The sequence below is a fragment of the Bifidobacterium biavatii DSM 23969 genome, from assembly GCF_000741165.1.
Lineage (GTDB): Bacteria > Actinomycetota > Actinomycetes > Actinomycetales > Bifidobacteriaceae > Bifidobacterium > Bifidobacterium biavatii.
In genome coordinates, this window is record NZ_JGYN01000004.1 from 47,867 (window position 1) to 65,663 (window position 17,797).

At 61.4% G+C, this 17,797-nt stretch carries 25 protein-coding genes and 1 tRNA gene; 24 read left to right on the plus strand and 2 right to left on the minus strand.

Annotated elements, in window-relative coordinates; translation table 11 throughout:
• Window positions 1–52 precede the first annotated feature (52 nt).
• Together atpB and BBIA_RS01485 are read right to left on the minus strand one after the other, a co-directional pair.
• Window positions 53–865 carry a F0F1 ATP synthase subunit A gene (gene atpB, locus BBIA_RS01480; protein ID WP_033493408.1) on the minus strand — a complete coding sequence of 271 codons (813 nt, stop codon included), beginning with the start codon at window positions 863–865 and terminating at the stop codon, window positions 53–55.
• A gap of 360 nt (window positions 866–1,225) precedes the next feature.
• Window positions 1,226–2,260 carry a homoserine O-succinyltransferase gene (locus BBIA_RS01485; protein ID WP_033493406.1) on the minus strand — a complete coding sequence of 345 codons (1,035 nt, stop codon included), beginning with the start codon at window positions 2,258–2,260 and terminating at the stop codon, window positions 1,226–1,228.
• A 170-nt stretch (window positions 2,261–2,430) separates the two neighbouring features.
• Here BBIA_RS01485 and BBIA_RS01490 point away from each other — a divergent pair.
• The 24 genes from BBIA_RS01490 (at window position 2,431) to BBIA_RS01605 (ending at window position 17,788) form a co-directional block, all read left to right on the plus strand.
• Window positions 2,431–2,507 (plus strand) — tRNA-Met (locus BBIA_RS01490).
• A gap of 421 nt (window positions 2,508–2,928) precedes the next feature.
• Window positions 2,929–3,150: a helix-turn-helix domain-containing protein gene (locus BBIA_RS01495; protein WP_238548398.1), complete on the plus strand. Its 222-nt coding sequence runs from the start codon at window positions 2,929–2,931 to the stop codon at window positions 3,148–3,150.
• Window positions 3,147–3,368 carry a hypothetical protein gene (locus BBIA_RS01500; protein ID WP_033493404.1) on the plus strand — a complete coding sequence of 74 codons (222 nt, stop codon included), beginning with the start codon at window positions 3,147–3,149 and terminating at the stop codon, window positions 3,366–3,368. The genes BBIA_RS01495 and BBIA_RS01500 overlap by 4 nt, the downstream gene beginning before the upstream one ends.
• Window positions 3,365–3,559 carry a hypothetical protein gene (locus BBIA_RS01505; protein WP_033493402.1) on the plus strand — a complete coding sequence of 65 codons (195 nt, stop codon included), beginning with the start codon at window positions 3,365–3,367 and terminating at the stop codon, window positions 3,557–3,559. Before BBIA_RS01500 ends, BBIA_RS01505 begins: the two co-directional genes overlap by 4 nt.
• A gap of 2 nt (window positions 3,560–3,561) precedes the next feature.
• Window positions 3,562–3,819 carry a hypothetical protein gene (locus BBIA_RS01510; protein WP_033493399.1) on the plus strand — a complete coding sequence of 86 codons (258 nt, stop codon included), beginning with the start codon at window positions 3,562–3,564 and terminating at the stop codon, window positions 3,817–3,819.
• Between the two features lie 97 nt (window positions 3,820–3,916).
• Entirely contained in the window at window positions 3,917–4,096 is a 180-nt protein-coding gene (locus BBIA_RS01515; protein WP_033493397.1) for a hypothetical protein, read from the plus strand.
• Between the two features lie 471 nt (window positions 4,097–4,567).
• Window positions 4,568–4,912, plus strand: coding sequence for a hypothetical protein (locus tag BBIA_RS01520; RefSeq protein ID WP_033493522.1), 345 nt, complete (start codon window positions 4,568–4,570; stop codon window positions 4,910–4,912).
• Window positions 4,909–5,100: a helix-turn-helix domain-containing protein gene (locus BBIA_RS01525; RefSeq protein ID WP_033493395.1), complete on the plus strand. Its 192-nt coding sequence runs from the start codon at window positions 4,909–4,911 to the stop codon at window positions 5,098–5,100. Before BBIA_RS01520 ends, BBIA_RS01525 begins: the two co-directional genes overlap by 4 nt.
• Window positions 5,100–5,819 carry an HNH endonuclease gene (locus BBIA_RS01530; RefSeq protein WP_033493393.1) on the plus strand — a complete coding sequence of 240 codons (720 nt, stop codon included), beginning with the start codon at window positions 5,100–5,102 and terminating at the stop codon, window positions 5,817–5,819. Before BBIA_RS01525 ends, BBIA_RS01530 begins: the two co-directional genes overlap by 1 nt.
• Before the next feature lie 132 nt (window positions 5,820–5,951).
• Window positions 5,952–6,245, plus strand: coding sequence for a hypothetical protein (locus tag BBIA_RS01535; protein ID WP_238548399.1), 294 nt, complete (start codon window positions 5,952–5,954; stop codon window positions 6,243–6,245).
• A complete protein-coding gene (locus BBIA_RS01540) occupies window positions 6,242–7,687 on the plus strand; it encodes a hypothetical protein (RefSeq protein WP_033493391.1) in 1,446 nt (481 codons plus the stop codon). The genes BBIA_RS01535 and BBIA_RS01540 overlap by 4 nt, the downstream gene beginning before the upstream one ends.
• Before the next feature lie 98 nt (window positions 7,688–7,785).
• A complete protein-coding gene (locus BBIA_RS01545) occupies window positions 7,786–8,904 on the plus strand; it encodes a phage portal protein (RefSeq protein WP_051923635.1) in 1,119 nt (372 codons plus the stop codon).
• Window positions 8,891–10,489, plus strand: a complete 1,599-nt coding sequence (locus BBIA_RS01550) for a phage major capsid protein (protein WP_033493388.1) — start codon at window positions 8,891–8,893, stop codon at window positions 10,487–10,489. Before BBIA_RS01545 ends, BBIA_RS01550 begins: the two co-directional genes overlap by 14 nt.
• Window positions 10,490–10,504: 15 nt before the next feature.
• Window positions 10,505–11,353 carry a hypothetical protein gene (locus BBIA_RS14575; protein ID WP_193786486.1) on the plus strand — a complete coding sequence of 283 codons (849 nt, stop codon included), beginning with the start codon at window positions 10,505–10,507 and terminating at the stop codon, window positions 11,351–11,353.
• Complete coding sequence (locus BBIA_RS01560) at window positions 11,337–11,669, plus strand: hypothetical protein (protein WP_033493386.1); 333 nt, start codon at window positions 11,337–11,339, stop codon at window positions 11,667–11,669. Before BBIA_RS14575 ends, BBIA_RS01560 begins: the two co-directional genes overlap by 17 nt.
• Window positions 11,669–12,001 carry a hypothetical protein gene (locus BBIA_RS01565; RefSeq protein ID WP_033493384.1) on the plus strand — a complete coding sequence of 111 codons (333 nt, stop codon included), beginning with the start codon at window positions 11,669–11,671 and terminating at the stop codon, window positions 11,999–12,001. Before BBIA_RS01560 ends, BBIA_RS01565 begins: the two co-directional genes overlap by 1 nt.
• Complete coding sequence (locus BBIA_RS01570; RefSeq protein WP_033493382.1) at window positions 11,998–12,366, plus strand: hypothetical protein; 369 nt, start codon at window positions 11,998–12,000, stop codon at window positions 12,364–12,366. The genes BBIA_RS01565 and BBIA_RS01570 overlap by 4 nt, the downstream gene beginning before the upstream one ends.
• Window positions 12,367–12,385: 19 nt before the next feature.
• A complete protein-coding gene (locus tag BBIA_RS01575) occupies window positions 12,386–12,793 on the plus strand; it encodes a hypothetical protein (RefSeq protein WP_033493381.1) in 408 nt (135 codons plus the stop codon).
• A gap of 23 nt (window positions 12,794–12,816) precedes the next feature.
• Window positions 12,817–13,182, plus strand: a complete 366-nt coding sequence (locus BBIA_RS01580; protein WP_033493516.1) for a hypothetical protein — start codon at window positions 12,817–12,819, stop codon at window positions 13,180–13,182.
• Window positions 13,183–13,184: 2 nt separating this feature from the next.
• Window positions 13,185–13,460, plus strand: a complete 276-nt coding sequence (locus BBIA_RS01585; protein ID WP_033493380.1) for a hypothetical protein — start codon at window positions 13,185–13,187, stop codon at window positions 13,458–13,460.
• A 162-nt stretch (window positions 13,461–13,622) separates the two neighbouring features.
• Window positions 13,623–15,476 carry a tape measure protein gene (locus BBIA_RS01590; protein ID WP_033493379.1) on the plus strand — a complete coding sequence of 618 codons (1,854 nt, stop codon included), beginning with the start codon at window positions 13,623–13,625 and terminating at the stop codon, window positions 15,474–15,476.
• Window positions 15,477–15,479: 3 nt separating this feature from the next.
• Entirely contained in the window at window positions 15,480–16,982 is a 1,503-nt protein-coding gene (locus tag BBIA_RS01595; RefSeq protein WP_051923636.1) for a hypothetical protein, read from the plus strand.
• Entirely contained in the window at window positions 16,979–17,545 is a 567-nt protein-coding gene (locus tag BBIA_RS13140) for a hypothetical protein (protein WP_051923637.1), read from the plus strand. The genes BBIA_RS01595 and BBIA_RS13140 overlap by 4 nt, the downstream gene beginning before the upstream one ends.
• A gap of 3 nt (window positions 17,546–17,548) precedes the next feature.
• Window positions 17,549–17,788, plus strand: a complete 240-nt coding sequence (locus tag BBIA_RS01605; protein ID WP_033493378.1) for a hypothetical protein — start codon at window positions 17,549–17,551, stop codon at window positions 17,786–17,788.
• Window positions 17,789–17,797: the final 9 nt, after the last annotated feature.

Below are 17,797 nucleotides of genomic sequence, written 5' to 3' on the forward strand. Positions count from 1 at the left end.
CTGTGTCCCGTTGTGCCGGGAACGTGCGGATTGCCCGGAAGGACCGCTGGGGTCACTCCTCCGGGAAGCTCAGGTTGATGTACACGGTCGACAGGATCGCGAACACGTACGCCTGGAGGAACGCGACGAACGCCTCGAAGCAGGTCATCGCGAAGCCGCCGGCGAACCACAGCGCGCCGACCGGGACGCCCTGCAGCTTGTTGGCCGCGTCGACCATCCAGTACTGCGCGAACGCGAGGCAGGTGGCGACCATGAGGTGGCCGGAGACCATGTTCGCGAAGAGTCGGATCGTCAGCGAGGCCGGACGGATGACGAGCAGCTCGAGGATGTTGATCGGCGCGAGCAGGATGTAGACCGGCCACGGCACGCCCGGCGTGAACAGCTCGTGGCGCAGATAGTGGCCGAGGCCCTGCGAGCGGGCGGCGGCAATCCAGTACTGGGCCATCGTCCACAGCGCGAAGACGAGCGGCATGACGACGGTCGCCGTGGCGGCCATGTTCATGCCCGGCACGATGCCGCACAGGTTGAACACGAAGATCGTGAAGAACAGCGTGGTGATCATCGGCACGTAGCGCTTGCCGCGCGTCTCGCCCATGATGTCGTAGACGATCTTGTCGCGCACGAAGTCGAGACCCATCTCGACGACGCCCTGCCAGCGACCGGGGATCAGCTTGGCACGGCTGGCGGTCACGCCGAGCACGGCCAGCAACACGATCGTGGCGACGATGCGGATGAGGATGATGCGATTGATCGCGAACGGAGTGCCCTGGAACAGGATCTCCGGGGGAAGAAAATCATTGACCGACGGAAGATGCGCGCCCGTCTCGGCCGCCAACAGCAAACCGGTGCCGAATGAACCGACCATATCACGCCTCCTGCTTCTTGATTCCGGTGTCAGTTTAGCCCAACGGGTAGGGCGAATGTGACGCTCCGGTTACCTCCGTCTCCCCGATTTCAGGGTCTGCGCAGCGCGGCTTTGGAGTCGACGTTGTGCATTCGACTCCGAATGGCTGAAGTGATTATTAGCCCGCGTTCGGACAAATCTGCGAACTGTTGCAAAACCGCCACTTCCTCGGCGTTTCGTATGATCGAGGTTACTAGACGCCCGCTTACCATATGTCTTGTTAGCGTTCACAAGAACATCCGCATCGTGACCTTTTATGCGTTCATTCCTTGACCATCAACCCGTCCACGTTGTGGACTCCTCCGCCTCACGGTCCGGCCGTCAGCCGACGATCACCCCGTAGCTGTCATGTGCGAACGGTGCGAAGTCGTCCTTGCGCGGAGAGCCCGGCTCATGGCGGATCGAACGGTCCGTGCCAAGCCGCTTCTCGCGGCGCAGCTGCGGCACTTCGGTCAGATCGTACGGCGTGGTCTGATACACCCAGTTCAGCCAGTTGCGCCACAGCAGGTTGCCGTGCGCACGCCAGCTGAACAGCGGCTCGAGCGACGGATCGTCGTGCGGGAAGTAGTTGATCGGGAACGGCACGTTCGTCATGCCCTTCTTCATGTCGCGCTCATATTCTTCGGCGAGCGTGTACTTGCCGTACTCCCAGTGACCGAGTGCGAACACTTCGGAGAAGTCGCGCGCGGCGATCAGGCCGGGGCCGGACTGCGGTCCCCACGTGAGGATCTGCAGATCGCGGTTCGCCCGCACGTCGTCCTCGTTCACGCCGGCGAGACGGGAGTGCGGCTGCAGCGCGATCTCGTCGAAACCGTTCGTCAGGAAGCAGTATTCGTCCTGCAGGTACTGCGGGAACACGCCGAAGACCTTCTGCGGGTAGTCGATCTTGCGCACGCCGTAACGGTAGTTGAGCGCACCCATAGCGCCCCAGCACAAGTACATGGTCGAGAACACGTGCGTGGACGCCCAGTCGAGGATGCGCTTGAACTCGTCCCAATAGTCGACGTCCTCGAACGGCATGTGCTCGACCGGCGCTCCGGTGACGACGAAACCGTCGTAGTAGTTGTCCTCGAACGCGTCGAGCGTTTCGTAGAACTTGAGCAAATGATCGGCGGAGACATGCGTGGCCTCGTGCGTGGAGGTCTTCATGAAGTCGATCTCGACCTGCAGCGGGCTCTTCGAGATGAGGCGCAGCAGCTGGGTCTCGGTTTCGATCTTCTTGGGCATGAGGTTCAGGATCACCAGTTTGAGCGGGCGCACGCGCTGGCGCTCCGCTTCGGGCTTCTCGAGCGCGAAGATTCGTTCCGAATCGAGGATGGCACGGGCCGGCAGGCCGCTGGGGATCTTGATAGGCATACCCATTATTATGGCAACATCCCGCCGACGGGATGCCGGAAACGTTATTCCTCCGCGTTATGACGGGCTATCAGTCCATGTTCTCTCCTCACTCTTTTGCCGCGACACGCCGATTTGACATATACTCATTCGCCGGTAAATTAGATTGAGCTGTCTGAATGACAAGCCGTCGCGGGGTGGAGCAGCTCGGTAGCTCGCTGGGCTCATAACCCAGAGGTCCATGGTTCAAATCCATGCCCCGCTACCAATTGGCCGCCGTTCCCGGAATCATCCGGGGCGGCGGTATTTTCATATCCAAGAATCTCAGCCGCTGTCAAGTCGGAACGCATTAGAACAGACAAGGGTGTATGTAGAAAATCAGCAGCGGCGCACGCTTCATCAAGAGTCCAATTTGCTTTACTTTGGAGCCTAGACGCCATGGCCTGCGGCGAGATGCCCATTGCTTTAGCAAGATCACGTTTCAGCAATCCGCGAGCAGTAAGCATTAGTTTTACATTATTAGCTACGATATCTTGCCTACGCTTAGTCGCGTTCGGCATGGGCATTGTTGCAGTCATGCCATAAAGCATACTACGAAAAAACCGTATTCCACGGCGTGTCGCTGAAGTCACCGTGTATATTCATACGTACTGATTACGGAAAATCTGTAGCGTAATGGAAGGTCGATAGTGATTCAGAATCTGCGAAAGCTCATGCGACTCAATCACGTCAAGCAACGAGAGTTAGCCGGCGTGATGGGAGTAAGTGAGCAAGCCGTTAGTGACAAGTTCCACGGACGAAGCAATTTCACGCTTCGTGATCTGTCTCGGCTTGCTGACTACTTCGACGTGAGTCTTGACTATCTGACCGGTCGCACGGACACCAAGCAACCGATGGAGGTAACGAAATGATCGTCGTTGATCGTACCGGCGACGTTGCCGTGGCTTGCGCCGCATCGGTGGGCCACGAGTCGGACGACGTGATTGTGCTTAACGCGCGTGCCGTGTATGTGTCTTCGCGTTTTCTGTCCGAGGAACAGGCCGATATCGTCAAGCGCGGCGTTGCCGCCATGCTTGACGACGGCTCATTGGAGGAATTTTCAAGCAATTCAACGGAGGTAACGAAATGAGCGCGCAAATCAGCATCGCCATGCATGACCAGCATAAGGAAGAAGTCGTGGTGTGCGTCATCGGCGACGAAGGAAGTTGCTATTCGCATCTGGTCAATTCCGAGGACTTGCAGCAGTGGATTGACGAACTTCGGCTTGCTCAGCGCCGGCTTGGGTTCAGCGCGCCGGATTCAAGCAAACGGGGGGCGTAATCGTGCGGTTTGAGATTACGACGGAGCCGGGCGAGGTTCAGCCGGGCGACATTGTGGTGTTTCGTTTGGAGACGAAGCGCAGCGTGAAGTGGACGTGTGGCAAGGTGCGGTGTTTTACCGATGATACGGACGCGCCGGCGATTGTGCTGGCGACGGGCAGTATCCCGGAATACGACGGGTACGAGCTGATTTGCTGTATCAAGTCGATTCCGGACGTGCTGCAAATGACCATCGATGGAGACGGCGAGGTGGTGGAGTGATTCGCGTGTTTCGGCGTGGGTTGTCTCACGTGTTGTTGGGTTTGGGTTTGTTTTTGGCGTGGCTGGGGTTTTTGGTCGCGCCGGGAGGTGACCGGTGATGGGTACGCACGCGCAGGTGTTGAATACGCCGTCGTGTCCGGGCGTGTACACGCTTGTGGCCGATAGCGGCGATATCGCGGTGAAGGTGTTGCTCACGGGCGCTCAGCTCGACATGTTGGCCGCGTCGATTCGTGATTCGGTCGCCAGTGACGCGATGGAGCGGCGGCGAAGACGGTAGCCGTTCGGCTTGTTGATAATTTCATGCGTTGTGATGGGGTGCGACTCTCGGTGACCCCTAGCGCGGTTAAAGTACCCGGGCGCGCCTTGCTCAGCGCGTTACAAACACACGTCTTGCGGGGGCGTGGTTACAACGGCGGCGGGGGCCGTCATGCGGGTTTACTGATCGACATGGGGCGCATTGTCAGGGCGCAACAGGGTGCATCACCGGTTTTCCGGGCCTTGTGTCGAGACCTTGCGCGCGGCCTTCGGGCCGCTTCCTTCAAGCGATATACGTGGCTCCGTTACGAAGCATCGCGGGGAACCTTGCGGAAAGCACAGCCGGCCGATTGTGGCCGGCTTTTTGCTTTCACGCGCTTAGGTTCCCCCGCTCAACCGTTCACCACCCGAAGGTCACAGGGAAATGAAAACCAAGGCAATCACGACGGACCGAGTCAAGTTCGAGTCCTTTACAGCGAAACGAGGTAACACGATGGGTTATGCAGTCTCTTACAAACCGTCCCGTACTCGGGCCAAGCGCCAGACGCCCGCGACGAAGGCGCAGCGCACGAAGGACATCAAGAACGCGGTTCGGTGGAATATCGCCGTTTTGGAGCGTGACACGACGTCGTTGGACACCGTGAGCCGGCAGACCGTGATTCTGTTGCTGAGGCTGAACAAGATCGCGCCGGCCGCCGACCCGACTGGCGACCATGTGGTGCAGCAGCTGATTAGCTTGGGCGTGCTGAATCGTCCCGAACGGCGTGCGGGCGTGCAGGTGTTCGGCCGTGACGATCTGCTGAGGTCGCTCAAGGCGTGGGCGGGGGTTGCCAAGTGACGCAGCGCGAACGGCTTACGACGGCGCAGGCGGCGCAGTACTTGGGTCTGTCGCAGCGGCAGATGGAGCGCATGAGGGCGGACGGCGTCGGGCCGATATGGTTCAAGGCCGGCGACGCGATCAACAGCCCGTGCATGTACGAGGTCACGGACTTGGACGTGTGGGCGAGGCAACGGAAGGGCAAGTGATGGCGAGACGGCAGACCATCGACCCGCTGGTGCGCGCGAAGGTCATGGAGACGTGGGGCAACGATTGTTGGCTGGGGTTGCCGGGGTGCACGCGCGTGGGCACCGAGGACGACCATATCGTGCCGTACTCGCATGGCGGCGGGGACACGGTGGCGAACATCCGCCGCGCGTGCAAGCACTGCAACGCATCCCGGCAGGACCGCGTGTTGTACGGGTACGGCGCGCGACTGCACATGATCGTCGTGCCGCCCGGTTCCTGCGACCGTGAGGCCGTGGACTACATCGACGCGCATAAGAGCGCGGGCGACCCCGTGGTTAGCTTCAGCGCCCTGGCCGCCGCGATGGGCCTCACGTCGCCTAGTCTTGCCGAACGGCGTGCGGTGGCTATGGCGTGGAGCGGTGCATATCGGCAGTTCGCTATCAGTGCCGAGCCTATCGACGTGTGGTGCACGCGCACGACGCCGAGCAGTCACCGGCATCCGCGCATGTTGGACGAATGGGTGGCGCTCGACTATGACGTGCAGGTGATCGACCCCGGGTTCGCGGTCGAGTGGGAGCGGGCCACGGACGACGCCGGCCGCAAGCGCGTGCGCCAGTGGTACGCGCTGCATCTGTCGCAAGAGCTGGTGGACGCGAGGAAGCGCGAGCGGCGCGCGAAGCTCGTTGCTCTTGGCCTTCGCACGGACGGTACGCGCGCGTCGTCGCGGCCGGAATGGTGACGCGTTTTTTAAACGATCGCACCGCGAAAAGACCCCGCGCCCAGTTTTTTACTCTCTCGACTTTGGAAAAAAAAATTTGGAAAAACCAAAAAATAAGGCGGTGAAGAAACAGAAATGAGCAGACAAATCACATTGCCCGGTTTTGATGATTATTACATGCCTAACGAGGGGTTGCAGGAGAAGGCGACCAAGGAATTGATTGACAGTTTCGTTGACGGCCGTTCGTTGAATCCGAGTGCTATTTACATTTGCAAGACGATGATTAACATTGCGCGTAATTTCGACGCGTTGAACGCGAAGGGCCGTGATACGTCGCGCGTCATGGCGCAGCTGTTGTCGTGGTATCAGGAGCTGGAAGCGAAGTTCCCGGCCGCGCCCGAGATCGACCCGACGCTTGCCGGCCTGCTGAACGAGGCGAAGGCATGACGCCGGTACGTGGCGGCACGCCGCGCAATCCCGAGCGGAGGACGGACGGGCCGATTGTCGCGCGCTTCGCGGAATTGCTCGGCACTCCCCTGTTGCCGTGGCAGAGAATGGTCGCGGATATCGCAGGGGAAATAGACCCGGATACGGGAACGTATTTTTACGATACGGTGATTCTGTCCACGCCGCGCCAGTGCGGTAAAAGCACGCTGGTGGACGCGGTGGACACGCGTAATTCGCAGTGGGGACCGAACAGGTTTATTTACTATCTCGCGCAGACCGGCAAGGACGCGGGCGACCATTTCAAAAAGTATTTGAAAGCGATACAGGCGTCCCCGCTTTCGGTGATTACCACGCGCCCGTATTTGGGTGCGGGAGACCTTCGACAGCCGTTCGTCAATGGTTCGGTGATTATGCCAAAAAGCGTGACGAAGGTCGCGGGCCACGGCGTGCAGGGCGACAAGATCACGCTGGACGAAGCTTTCTCGCTGTCCGAGGAGACCGGGAACACGATATTGGACGGCTTCATGCCGACGATGGCGACCCGTCTGAAGGCCACGGGCGTGCAACCGCAGCTGTGGATTACCTCGACCGAGGGCACGGCCGAATCGACGTTTTTCAACAGGAAACTCGACGAATGCCGAGCGGGCGAACAGTCACGCCGAACGTGTTGGTTCGACTTCGGCATACCCGAGGACGCCGACCCAGAGGACCTCGACGCCATCATGCGCCATCATCCGGCGGCGGGCCTCTTGTGGGACAAGTCGCAGCTGGCGGACTTCAGGGAGCAATTCAAGGGAAACCCGGCCGGTTGGGCGCGCGCGTTCGGCAACCGGCGCGACGCGGGCCTGTCCGACCGCGTGATTGACGAAGCGACGTGGGCCGTGTCGGCGGTGGCGCCGGTCAGTCCGACCGACTTGGACGGCCGTCCGGTGGTGTTCGGCGTGGCCGTGGACGTGGACGGCACCCACACCAGTATCAGCGCGGGCATCTGCAATCCGGACGACACGGTAACGACCCAGTTGCTGAAGATTCTGGACGGCACCGGATACGCGCCGACCGAACTCGCCCGTTTGTGCGCGAAGTATCACGCGCCTGCGGTGATCGACTCGCGCGGCACGGCCGCCGACCTGTCTGACCGGTTGCATCATATGACCGACCGGAACGGCGACCCGCTTATCGAGTTCGTGGACATGGATGCCGCCGACTATCTGACCATCGGGCAAAGCTACGTGAGCGGACTCGTGAACAAGGCCGTCTATCACGCGACCGACCCCGAGCTTGACGCCAGTGCGGCCAATTCGGCGCGCAAGTGGGCCGGTGACGCGTGGCGCGTATCCCGTCGCGGTTCGACCGGACTCACCAGCCCGTTGGAATCGTGCATGTTGGCCGCGTGGGGGGCCGCGCACCGTCCGGAAGAGGCCGGACCGTTGCAGATTTTCTAGCCGCGACACGCCGGCGCATGTCGGCGATTGGCGGCACTTGGCGGTGATTGGCGGCACGCTCGTAGACGATTTTCCGGTTTCGGCTCATTATTCGTGGCATGAAATTCTTCGATCGCATCCCGGCCGCGTGGCGCGCGTTGACGCGCAGCGACGACACCGTGCCGGACGGCGTGAAACCGCCGGCGCGCGCGAGCGTGTACGACCCGCTGGCGTTGTCCACGGTGTTTCGCGGCGTGCAGGTGCTGCAAACCGCGATAACCGGGTTGCCCATCCACGAAATGCGCGGCGGGTTGAAGCTCGACACCGTGTCCGCGCTCGTGGCGCAGCCGGACGTGAACCGTTCCCGCCGTGACTTCCTCGCGGACATGGTCGCGTCCATGGTGTTGGACGGCAACGCGTTCGTGCGTCTGTTGCGCTATGGCGGTGAAGTGGTGTCGTGCGAGGTGCTGCCGCCCGCGCTCGTTGTCGTGTCGGATGACGGCAACGACCCGGCCGCGCCAAGATTGCGCTACAGCTATTTGGGACGCGACTACACGGCCGACGACATCGTGCATTGCAAGTTCCTGAACGTGCCCGGCCGCCTGCGGGGCCTTGGCCCCATCTCGGCGGCGCGCGAGGAAGTCGAGGGCGCGAGAATGGCCCGCGACTACAAGGCCAAGTTCTACACCGACAGCAGCAATATCAAGGGCTATTTGCAGACCGACGACAAGGTAACTCCCGAGATCGCGCAGAACGCGAAGGAAGCGTGGAGGGCGAGCGGCACGGCCGGCGACATCAAGGTGTTGGGCAGCAAATTGAAGTACGTGCCGTTGGACATGAAGCCGGCCGACTTGCAGTTCTTGGAGACGCAGAAGTTCGATACGACGCAGATCGCCCGACTGTTGGGCATTCCCGCGTCGATCATGCTGGCCGCCGTTGACGGCTCGAATCTGACCTATTCGAATATCGAACAGTCGTGGATTGAGTTCGCCGACTACACGCTGGCGGCCTACGCGGGCGAGATTGAAGAACTGTTCAATCGTCTGCTGCCGCGTGGCCGTACGGCTGAGTTCGATTGGGACAGTTCGCGGCGCGCGGACATGGCCGACCGGTTCAACGCGTACCAGACCGCTATCGCGTCCGGTTGGATGACCGTCAATGAAGTGCGCGCCCGCGAGGCATTGCCGCCGTTGGACGCGCTTATTGCTCAGGAGGTGGAGACGAATGCAGGTGCATGAGATCGGTTTAAGGGGCGTGTGTCTCAGATCGGTCGAGGACGGCGACGGGCGAACCGTGGAGGGTGTGGCCGTCCCGTTCGGTCAGATTATCGACACGTGGACCGGTGCGGAAACGTTCGACGCGGATTGTCGGTTTGACGACATCGAGTCGGCGAAGCTGTGCTATCAGCACGGCGAACTGATCGGCCGTATCACGGCTGCTGAGACCCGAGAGGATGGCTTGCACATCACCGCCCGTATTTCGGACACGCAGCGCGGCCGGGACGTGGTGGCCCTGTTGCGCGACGGCGCGCTGGACAGTCTCAGCATCGGGTTCATCCCCATGGAAGACGAAGTGGACAAGGCCGGTATCACGCACCGCAAGCGCGTGCGCCTGCTGGAAACGTCGGTGGTGTCGTGGCCCGCGTACGAGGCCGCGAAGATCACCGGACAGCGCAACATGCAAGTCCAGTCCGAACCGGACACGAAACCGTTGGAAAACCAAGAAAACCACAATCAGGAAAGCGAGGAATCCCGCATGGACAAGGAACTGGAAGACATGCTTGCCGGCATCAAGGACGAACAGCGTGCACTTAAGGCAGCACTGGCGGCCGGCGGCTCGAACGCGCCCGCGAAGAAGATTGGCGGCGAGTACCGTTCGGCCGGCGAGTATCTACAGGCGCTCTACAAGGGCGACGACACGGCCGCGCAGCTCATGGCTGACTGCCGTGATCTGATCGCGACCGGCGACACGGGCAACACCGTCGCGTGGATCGCGGACGATTTGCGCCTTATCGAAATGCGACGCAAGGTCACGAACATTCTGACCCACGACACGCTGCCGGCCACGGGCATGAGCATGGAATACAACGTGGTCGCCACCGACACCACGGCGGTGAACACGCAGGCCAAGGAAGGCGACGCGCTCACGTTCGGCAAGGTCACGTTCGGTACGAAGAACGCCGAAATCAAAACGTACGGCGGTTACACCACGCTGTCGCGTCAGGTGATCGAACGCAGCACCACGCCCATGCTGAACACCGCGTTGTCCGCGCTGCGCAACGCGTACGCGAAGGCCACGGAAACGGCCGTGCGTACCTTCCTGTACACGACCATCGCCGCGCAGCGCGACGCGGCCACCGGCGCGAACAAGATCGACGCGCCCGCGACCCTCGCGGCCATGACTATCGACCAGTGGGCGGCGTTGATTATGGACGCGGCCGAACTCGCGGACGATCGCAACGTGAACCTGACCCGTTTGGGCGTGAGCAAGGACGTCATGGCCGCGCTTATCAAGCTCAAGGACACCGGCAGCAGGTTCTTCGACCTGTCCGGCGACGGTTCCGACACGCTCGGCGACTTCGATCTGACCGGCATCGCGGGCCGGTTCCTGCGCGTGCCCGTGCAGATGCTCCCGAACGCGCCGGCCGGCACCGCGTGCTTCATCGATTCGGAGTCCGTGACCGTGTGGGAGTCCGGCGGCCCGACCCAGCTCACCGACGGAGACGTGACCAAACTCACTAACGACTACAGCGTGTACGGGTACATGGCCGTCGCCGCGACCCATCCGACCGGTCTTATCCCGGTCAAGTTCAAGACCGCGTGAAAATGAGGTGACCATATGGCGGTACGCACATTAGGGCCGGGCAGTCTGAAAATCGGCGCGACCGGCAGCGAACGGGACTTCAGCGCGGACGTGATTAACACCGCGTTGGAACCGTCCACGTCCAGCGAGGACAACGACAATTTCCTTGACGGGCACACCGAGGGCGGCAGCCAGACCGAATCGTGGACGCTCACGGGCACGATCAAGGAGGACTTCAGCACCGGCGGCGTGCAGGCGTGGTGTCTGGCGCATTCCGGCGAGACCATGCCGTTCACGTGGATACCGAACACGGACGGCAGCCTGAAACTCACCGGTTCGCTAATCGTGTCTTCGATCAAGTTCGGCGGCGACGTGAAAACGAAGAACAGCAACGACTTCAGTTTCACCGCGTTCGACATCGAAGCGCACGAAGCCAATGTGAACCTGTTGCAGTACGGGCCGGCGTCGGGCAACAACCTGACCTCGACCGTGCAAGCCGACGGCAGCCTGCTCTTGTCAGACGCGGGCGTGGCCAAACGTAACGGTGTTGCGTGGACATTCCCGTTCATCGGTCACGACGGAGAAAAAATGGTCTTCGGATACGTTGACCTACCGGATAAGGCAGCTTCGAAAGTCGAAGCCATCACCACGAACGGCGACCCGACCGAACTCGCGTTGATCTACGGAACATCGAACCTGATAACGTTCACCGTACCGGACGGTACCGCGTCCGTCCGCCTGTCGATCATCCGGCGTTCAACCGACGACACGGACAAGATGAACGGCATTTGCAAAATCCAGTTGCAGAAGGGTTCAACACTCACCGACTGGGAAAAGCCCGCCGTAACAACGCTTAAGGGGGGGGGGTATGAATATCTTGCCTGAAATCAACGTGTCCACGGATACGGTGACAGCCCGCACGACATCCGACGGCGTACTTGTGGAAAAGCTGACCGAGAGCGGTGCCGACTTGACGAAAATATCTCTTGAATCTGGAACTTACCGACTGTCAACGGACTGCGAAACGGCATACTCACGCGTCAATTCCATCACGGTAATCGCGAACAATACTGATGGCACCTATAAAGACACCGAAACGTTCCGGCCGGAACAAGCCGGAACATATACGTTTCGTGTCATCAAGGCCAACAAGTTCACAGTTCCCCTCACGTTTCACCCGGTGTTGGAGCGGTTGGCGTGATGGCGGACGATACGGCGAAGCTCGTGGCCCTGTTGCGCAACGAGGTGAACGTGTTGGCCGGCGACGACGATCGGCTGGCGGAGAAGATCGCGGCGGCCATCGTGTACGTGGACGGCGCGATAGGCGGGCACGTGGTCGCGGATTCGGTGCGCGTGGATTGCATCGTGTCGTGCGCGGCCGATTTGTATAACTCGCGTGACGCGCGGTTGGGCGTGATGAACGTGGCCGATAGCACGCTGGAACCGTTCCGCGTGTCCACCGACCCGTTGCGCAGCGTGTGGCCGAAGCTGAACGCGGCGGGCGTGCCGACCGGCGGGCTGGTGATCGCATGACCGAGATTATCGAGGAACGTGACAGGCTGGTGGAACGGCTCACCGAAGTGCTTGGCAGTCTGGTAAGCACCGTGACGATCGACGCGGCCGAGGCCCGCCCGTTGCCGGGCACGGCCGTAGTGTTGGTCGAACCGCCGACCATCGAGTACGAGGGCTGGCAGTTCGTGAACATCACATGGACGTTGGACGTGATCGCCGGCACGATGGCGACCCAGACCGCGTCGATGGACCTGCTCATGCCCGTGTTGGAACGCCTGCACGAACAGGGGTTGAACATGCGCAAGGCCGAACCGGTCACCTATCAGCTTGCGGGCGCGGGACAGTTGGCCGCCTATCAGATCACGTTAAACCCATTGGAAATCTGAACCAGAAAGGAATCTAGCCATGGCTGAGAAAACTCGTACGCTCGGGCCGGGCAGTCTGCGTATCGGCGCGACCGGCAGCGTGAAGGACTTCAGCGCGGATGTGATTAACACCGCATTGGAACCGTCCACGTCCAGCGAGGACAACGACGTGTTCCTTGACGGACACACCGAGGGCGGCACGCAGACCGAAACTTGGGCGCTCACGGGCACGATCAAGGAGGACTTCAGCACCACCGGCCTTCAGGTGTGGTGTCTGCAAAACAGCGGCAAAACGTTGCCGTTCGCGTGGATACCGAACACGGCCGGCGGGTTGAAGCTGTCCGGCGACGTGGTTATCGCGTCGATCAAGTTCGGCGGCGATGTGAAGACGAAGAACAGCAACGACTTCAGTTTTACCGCGTTGAACGTGACGGCCGGGAAGGCGTAGCCGTGGGCAAGCAAACCGCGCTCATGGTGGTGGGGCAAAAAAGGTTCGTGCAGACCATGCGCAAGGCCGGCGCGGACATGACCGAGTTGAAGGGCGTGAACCGTCAGGCGGCCGACATCGCCCTGCCGGCGGTCAAGGCGCTCGTACCCAAGGGCAAGAGCGGCAAGTTGGCGCGCAGCGTGCGCGCCGGCGCGACCAAACGCGCGGGCGTGATTCGCGCCGGAAAGTCCACCGTCCCGTACGCGGGACCACTGAACTACGGTTGGCCCGGCCACCATATCGAACCCATGTTGTTCGTGAACACCGGCGTTGCCAGAAGTGAACCCGCATGGCAGCGCCCGTACAAGGAATTTATCGAAAAGACACTATCCCAAGTGAAGGGAGCATAGGCATGAAGCAGAAGACAGCGACTATCTACTACGCGGACGGGCACGAAGACGTCGTGAACCTGACCGCCCGCGCGCAGTGCAAGGCCGAGGAACACGCGCAGGTGAACGGCTGGGGTTCGGCCGAGGACTGCAAGATTCGGTTCGTGTACTACTACGTGTACGCGGCCGCACGCACGAGCGGTAAAACCAGTCTGCCGTATGACGCTTGGATTGATTCGATCATCGACGTGCAGGTCAACGTGCCCGAGGACAACGACGCGGAAAACCCTACCGTCTAGCCGAGTGGCCCGACGACAGTCTGGGCGTGCTGTCGTTTCTGCTTGCCAGTCGGTTCGGCGGCACGCCGTGGCAGTGGCGGGCCGAGGCGAGCGACTTGGATTGGGGCACTGGCTTGCGTCTCTTGCAGTTGGAACGGGAACGTTGGGAGGAGGTGAACGAGGATGGGTCATAGCGCCGTAATGAGCGTGCGCATTACCGGCAACGCCGACGAGGCGGCGCGCGCGTTCGAGAAGACCACGAGCAAGGCAGCCGCGTTCGGCTCGTTTATGGGCGGTGCCGCGTTGAAAGGCGTGACCGCGTTGTGGGACACGATAAAGAACTTCAGCGCGGACGTCATGGACATGTCCGATTCGACGGACAAGTTCAAGAACACCATGAGCTTCGCCGGCTTGGATACCAGCGCCGTCGAGAAGGCCACGGCCGCGACGCGCAAGTACGCGGACGACACCGTGTACGATCTGACCACCATCCAGAACACCACCGCGCAGCTGGCCGCGAACGGCATCGGCAACTACACCGAACTGACCGAGGCGGCCGGCAACCTGAACGCGGTCGCCGGCGGTAATTCAGACACGTTCAAGAGCGTGGCCATGGTGCTGACCCAGACCGCCGGCGCGGGCAAGCTGACCACGGAGAACTGGAACCAGTTGGCCGACGCCATCCCCGGCGCGTCCGGTAAGCTTCAGGAAGCGTTGAAGGAGGCCGGCGCGTACACGGGCAATTTCCGCGACGCGATGGCGGACGGGCAGATAACGGCCGACGAGTTCAACAACGCATTGGTAAAGCTCGGCATGTCCGACGTTGCCAAGGAAGCGGCCACGAGCACGCAGACGATGGAAGGCGCATTGGGCAATCTCGAAGCGTCGATCACCGGCGGGTTGACGGACGCGTTCGATCTGATAAAGCCGGCCGTCACTGGTTCGATCGGTTGGGCGGCTGAGAAGATCGCCGACTATGCGAAAACCGGCACGGACAACATGAAAGGGTTCGCCGACGGCCTATCCAATACCAGCGCGTTCCAGTCCGCCAAAACCATGTTCGAGAAGACCGCGGGCGCGGTCAAGGCAGTGGGCGGCGCGTTTCAGGACATCGTAAGCGTGATCGCGCCGGGCGTGCAAGGTTTGTCGGACGCGCAGGGCGTGGGACAGACCACGGGCGACGTGTTCGCGGACGTGGCCGACGCCGTCGGCTGGGTAGCGGACAAGGTGAAGGCGTTCGGCGATTGGGTCAGCGCGAACGCGGACCCAGTCACGGCCGGGTTAGTTGGTATCGGTACCGGTTTGGCCGTGTTCAAGGCCGCCACGCTCATCACGGCCGCCAAGACCGCGATGGAAGGGTTCAGTACAGCGGCCGCATTGGCGGCTGCCAAGCAGGAACTGTTGAATCTGGTGATGTCCGCCAACCCGCTGCTGTTGGTGATATCGCTGATCGCCGGCGTGGTGGCCGCCTTGGTGTGGTTCTGCACGCAGACCGAGACCGGCCGCCGCCTATGGGGCGAGGTCACCCAGTTTTTCGCGGACTGCATGGCGAAAATCAAGGGCCTATTCGACAAGCTGCCGCAATGGGCGTCGGACGCGTGGACCAATGCGAAGAACAGCGCCAAGGCTGCGGTAGACGGTATTGCCGGGTTTTTCGGCGGGCTGCGCGACCAAGTGCTTGGCGTGTTCGATTCGATCATATCCGGTATCAAGAAGTCGTTCGATTGGGCTTCGAGCTTGTGGGACAAGATCACGGGCGCAAAGAAGGAAGCAAGCGGGCTGAGCGCGCAAAACTATTCGGCGGAACCGTCCGCACTGTACGGTGCCGCACCCGTTGCCGTGGCGGCGATGCGGGCCGTGCCGGTCGCTGACCGGTTGCGGGCCGTGCCGGCTGTCCAGTACGCGTCGGCTGGGTCGGCGTACGCCCGACCCGTGTCCCAGACATTCCAGATCACCGTGAACGGAGTGTTGGACGGCGAGGACGCGGCGCGCAAGATTCGTCGCGTGTTGAAGGACTACGAGCGCAAGAGGGGGTGAATCATGTCGCAACAGGTGTTTTTGTTTATGAACTGGGGCGACGGTTGGGTGTCCCTGACCAGCCATGTGAACTCTATGGCCGCTCTCGCCGGCCTGTCGTGCAGGTGGGGCGTGGATACGCCGGACGAACAGCCCGACCCGGCCGTATTGTCGTTTCGCGTGCTGGACCGTACCGGTGATCTTGCCGGACGTGCGGCCACGTTGGCCGGCGCGCGCGTGCTGTTGCAGTTGAGCGAGTCGCCGCGTTGGAGCAGCCTGCCGTCGTTCACGTATGATTCCAGCGACCTTACGTGGTCGAAACTGCCGTCGAAATACACGCCGGACATTCCGGACGTTGCGTCGGCTTCGGCGCAAACCTTGTTCGACGGCATCGTGTCCACCGGCGGCGAGGTGCGGCCGGTGGCCGGCGGTTGGATGCTGTCTCTTACCGCGTCCAGTCGCATGATCGTTCTGAAACGCCTGTCGTCCAAGGGGCCGACCAATACGGCCGCGAAATACAAGGGCTTGCACTGGGTCGGCAGTCCGGCCGAACGGGTGGCCGAGATCAACAAGCGAGCCAGGGCGGCGAACGCGCCTACCGTGGACACGACCGGTTTGGAGCTGCCGCCGAACGTCGCGCCCTATGATGATTCGGATTTTCCGTCACTGCTGGACCTGCTGCACCGGTTGTACGCGCATAGCGGCCGAATGCTGTTGTGGTGCGAGAAACCCAGCAAGACCGCAAGCGTGATCGGGTACACCGCGTTGGCCGACCCGGTGACGATCGGCACGAACGCGAACGGCGACGCGTACACCACCGTGGACGGGGAACGCCGCGATGCGGTGGACGGCTCCCGGATACCGGCAGACGAATCGTATATCATCCCCGAACCGGTCACGCAAATCACGCTCACCTGTCGCAGCGTGAAAAAGAATTCTGACAACGTGCTGGAGATCGGCGACACGCAAACCGTGTACGGCGACGGCGGACTATTACCGGCCAACCTGAAGAACACGCAGTCGGCCATTACCCGTGAAAGCGACGTGATTACGTCGGACGAGTCCGGCGGCACGTGGGGCGGTGTTTTGTGGTCGCCTACCAGTGAGGGCAAGGCCACGGCGTCGGCATGGCTGTACGCGGTCAACATGCGTTTGCGTGCGCAAAACATCGTGTTCGACAGTCGTCGTGTCGAACCGGCCGAACGGCCCGAACTGTACCGCACCTGTCCCAGTGGCCCGCTGGTGATTACCAACGCGACAGCCGCCCGTCTAGTTGGCGACGACGGCAAGCCCGCGTTCACGGGCGCGTGGACCACGATCGGCGGCACGCTCACGTTCGACTGGGAGGCCGACGAACCGGTGTTGCGGCATGAAACCACGATTTGGCCGTTGCCGGTGTACAGCGCGGTCAAATGGTCCGACCTGTCGGGTTGGACCGCCACGTATGACGACGTTGAGATTACGTGGGCTGATTTGTCGATTATGTCGCCGGCGGCGGCAGCTATTGCAGAAAGGACCCCGGTATGACCGGAACCACGACGAACTACAAAATCCCCTACCCGTCCGGCAGTGATCTTGTATCGAAAGCACCGGCGCAGTTGCAGGCATTGGCGGAAAAAGTCGATAGCGCGTTGAAGGAAGTCGATTCGCGAGCCACCACCGAGGGCACCGCGCCGATTGTCGTCACCACTCAGTCGCAACTGAATTCGGCGACCGCGAACACGGGACAGATCGGCTACGTAACCGGCGATTCCACGCAGGAAAAGCGCGGCCCGTACATTCGCGGTACAAGCAGCTGGCAGAAGGTCGTAGCGTCGCAGAACTACGAGGCCGGTTTCTACAACGCAAAAACGAACGCCAACGGCGTCGTCGCTGTTCATTGGGAACGTCACACCCGCGCGCCTTCCACCATGGTGGTCACCCTAGCCAACCACAACGTGGAATCGGAAGTGTTGTTATTCACGCCCATAGTGTGGACGCTCGAGGCGAACTATGCGCAAATCCGGTTCCGACGCGAGGACACGCACAAGTGGATTAACGGTAATGCCGTGAAGTTCCAGTGGCTGGCGTTCTGGGACTACGTGGAGTGAGGCATGAGCGAGAACCTGCTTATAGCGGTGATCGGCATAGTGTCCGCGATCGGCGGGGCGATAGCCACCCAGCTGTTCACGGCAGCGAAGACGCAGATAGAGACCTATCGCATGTTATTGGAGCTTCGCGCGGACAATCAGCGCCTATGGGCGTGGAATCGTTCGCTTGTCGATCACATTTACAAGGGCTTGGGCCCGCCACCGCCTGAACCGCCCGACGACCTGTTCGACCACGAGCAATAAAGGAAGGAC

Coding starts and splice junctions, on each gene's coding strand:
- atpB (WP_033493408.1), bottom strand. CDS start 865: ATGGTCGGTTCATTCGGCACCGGTTTGCTGTTGGCGGCCGAGACGGGC.
- BBIA_RS01485 (WP_033493406.1), bottom strand. CDS start 2,260: ATGCCTATCAAGATCCCCAGCGGCCTGCCGGCCCGTGCCATCCTCGAT.
- BBIA_RS01500 (WP_033493404.1), top strand. CDS start 3,147: ATGATCGTCGTTGATCGTACCGGCGACGTTGCCGTGGCTTGCGCCGCA.
- BBIA_RS01505 (WP_033493402.1), top strand. CDS start 3,365: ATGAGCGCGCAAATCAGCATCGCCATGCATGACCAGCATAAGGAAGAA.
- BBIA_RS01515 (WP_033493397.1), top strand. CDS start 3,917: ATGGGTACGCACGCGCAGGTGTTGAATACGCCGTCGTGTCCGGGCGTG.
- BBIA_RS01520 (WP_033493522.1), top strand. CDS start 4,568: ATGGGTTATGCAGTCTCTTACAAACCGTCCCGTACTCGGGCCAAGCGC.
- BBIA_RS01530 (WP_033493393.1), top strand. CDS start 5,100: ATGGCGAGACGGCAGACCATCGACCCGCTGGTGCGCGCGAAGGTCATG.
- BBIA_RS01540 (WP_033493391.1), top strand. CDS start 6,242: ATGACGCCGGTACGTGGCGGCACGCCGCGCAATCCCGAGCGGAGGACG.
- BBIA_RS01545 (WP_051923635.1), top strand. CDS start 7,786: ATGAAATTCTTCGATCGCATCCCGGCCGCGTGGCGCGCGTTGACGCGC.
- BBIA_RS01550 (WP_033493388.1), top strand. CDS start 8,891: ATGCAGGTGCATGAGATCGGTTTAAGGGGCGTGTGTCTCAGATCGGTC.
- BBIA_RS14575 (WP_193786486.1), top strand. CDS start 10,505: ATGGCGGTACGCACATTAGGGCCGGGCAGTCTGAAAATCGGCGCGACC.
- BBIA_RS01560 (WP_033493386.1), top strand. CDS start 11,337: ATGAATATCTTGCCTGAAATCAACGTGTCCACGGATACGGTGACAGCC.
- BBIA_RS01565 (WP_033493384.1), top strand. CDS start 11,669: ATGGCGGACGATACGGCGAAGCTCGTGGCCCTGTTGCGCAACGAGGTG.
- BBIA_RS01570 (WP_033493382.1), top strand. CDS start 11,998: ATGACCGAGATTATCGAGGAACGTGACAGGCTGGTGGAACGGCTCACC.
- BBIA_RS01575 (WP_033493381.1), top strand. CDS start 12,386: ATGGCTGAGAAAACTCGTACGCTCGGGCCGGGCAGTCTGCGTATCGGC.
- BBIA_RS01580 (WP_033493516.1), top strand. CDS start 12,817: ATGGTGGTGGGGCAAAAAAGGTTCGTGCAGACCATGCGCAAGGCCGGC.
- BBIA_RS01585 (WP_033493380.1), top strand. CDS start 13,185: ATGAAGCAGAAGACAGCGACTATCTACTACGCGGACGGGCACGAAGAC.
- BBIA_RS01590 (WP_033493379.1), top strand. CDS start 13,623: ATGGGTCATAGCGCCGTAATGAGCGTGCGCATTACCGGCAACGCCGAC.
- BBIA_RS01595 (WP_051923636.1), top strand. CDS start 15,480: ATGTCGCAACAGGTGTTTTTGTTTATGAACTGGGGCGACGGTTGGGTG.
- BBIA_RS13140 (WP_051923637.1), top strand. CDS start 16,979: ATGACCGGAACCACGACGAACTACAAAATCCCCTACCCGTCCGGCAGT.
- BBIA_RS01605 (WP_033493378.1), top strand. CDS start 17,549: ATGAGCGAGAACCTGCTTATAGCGGTGATCGGCATAGTGTCCGCGATC.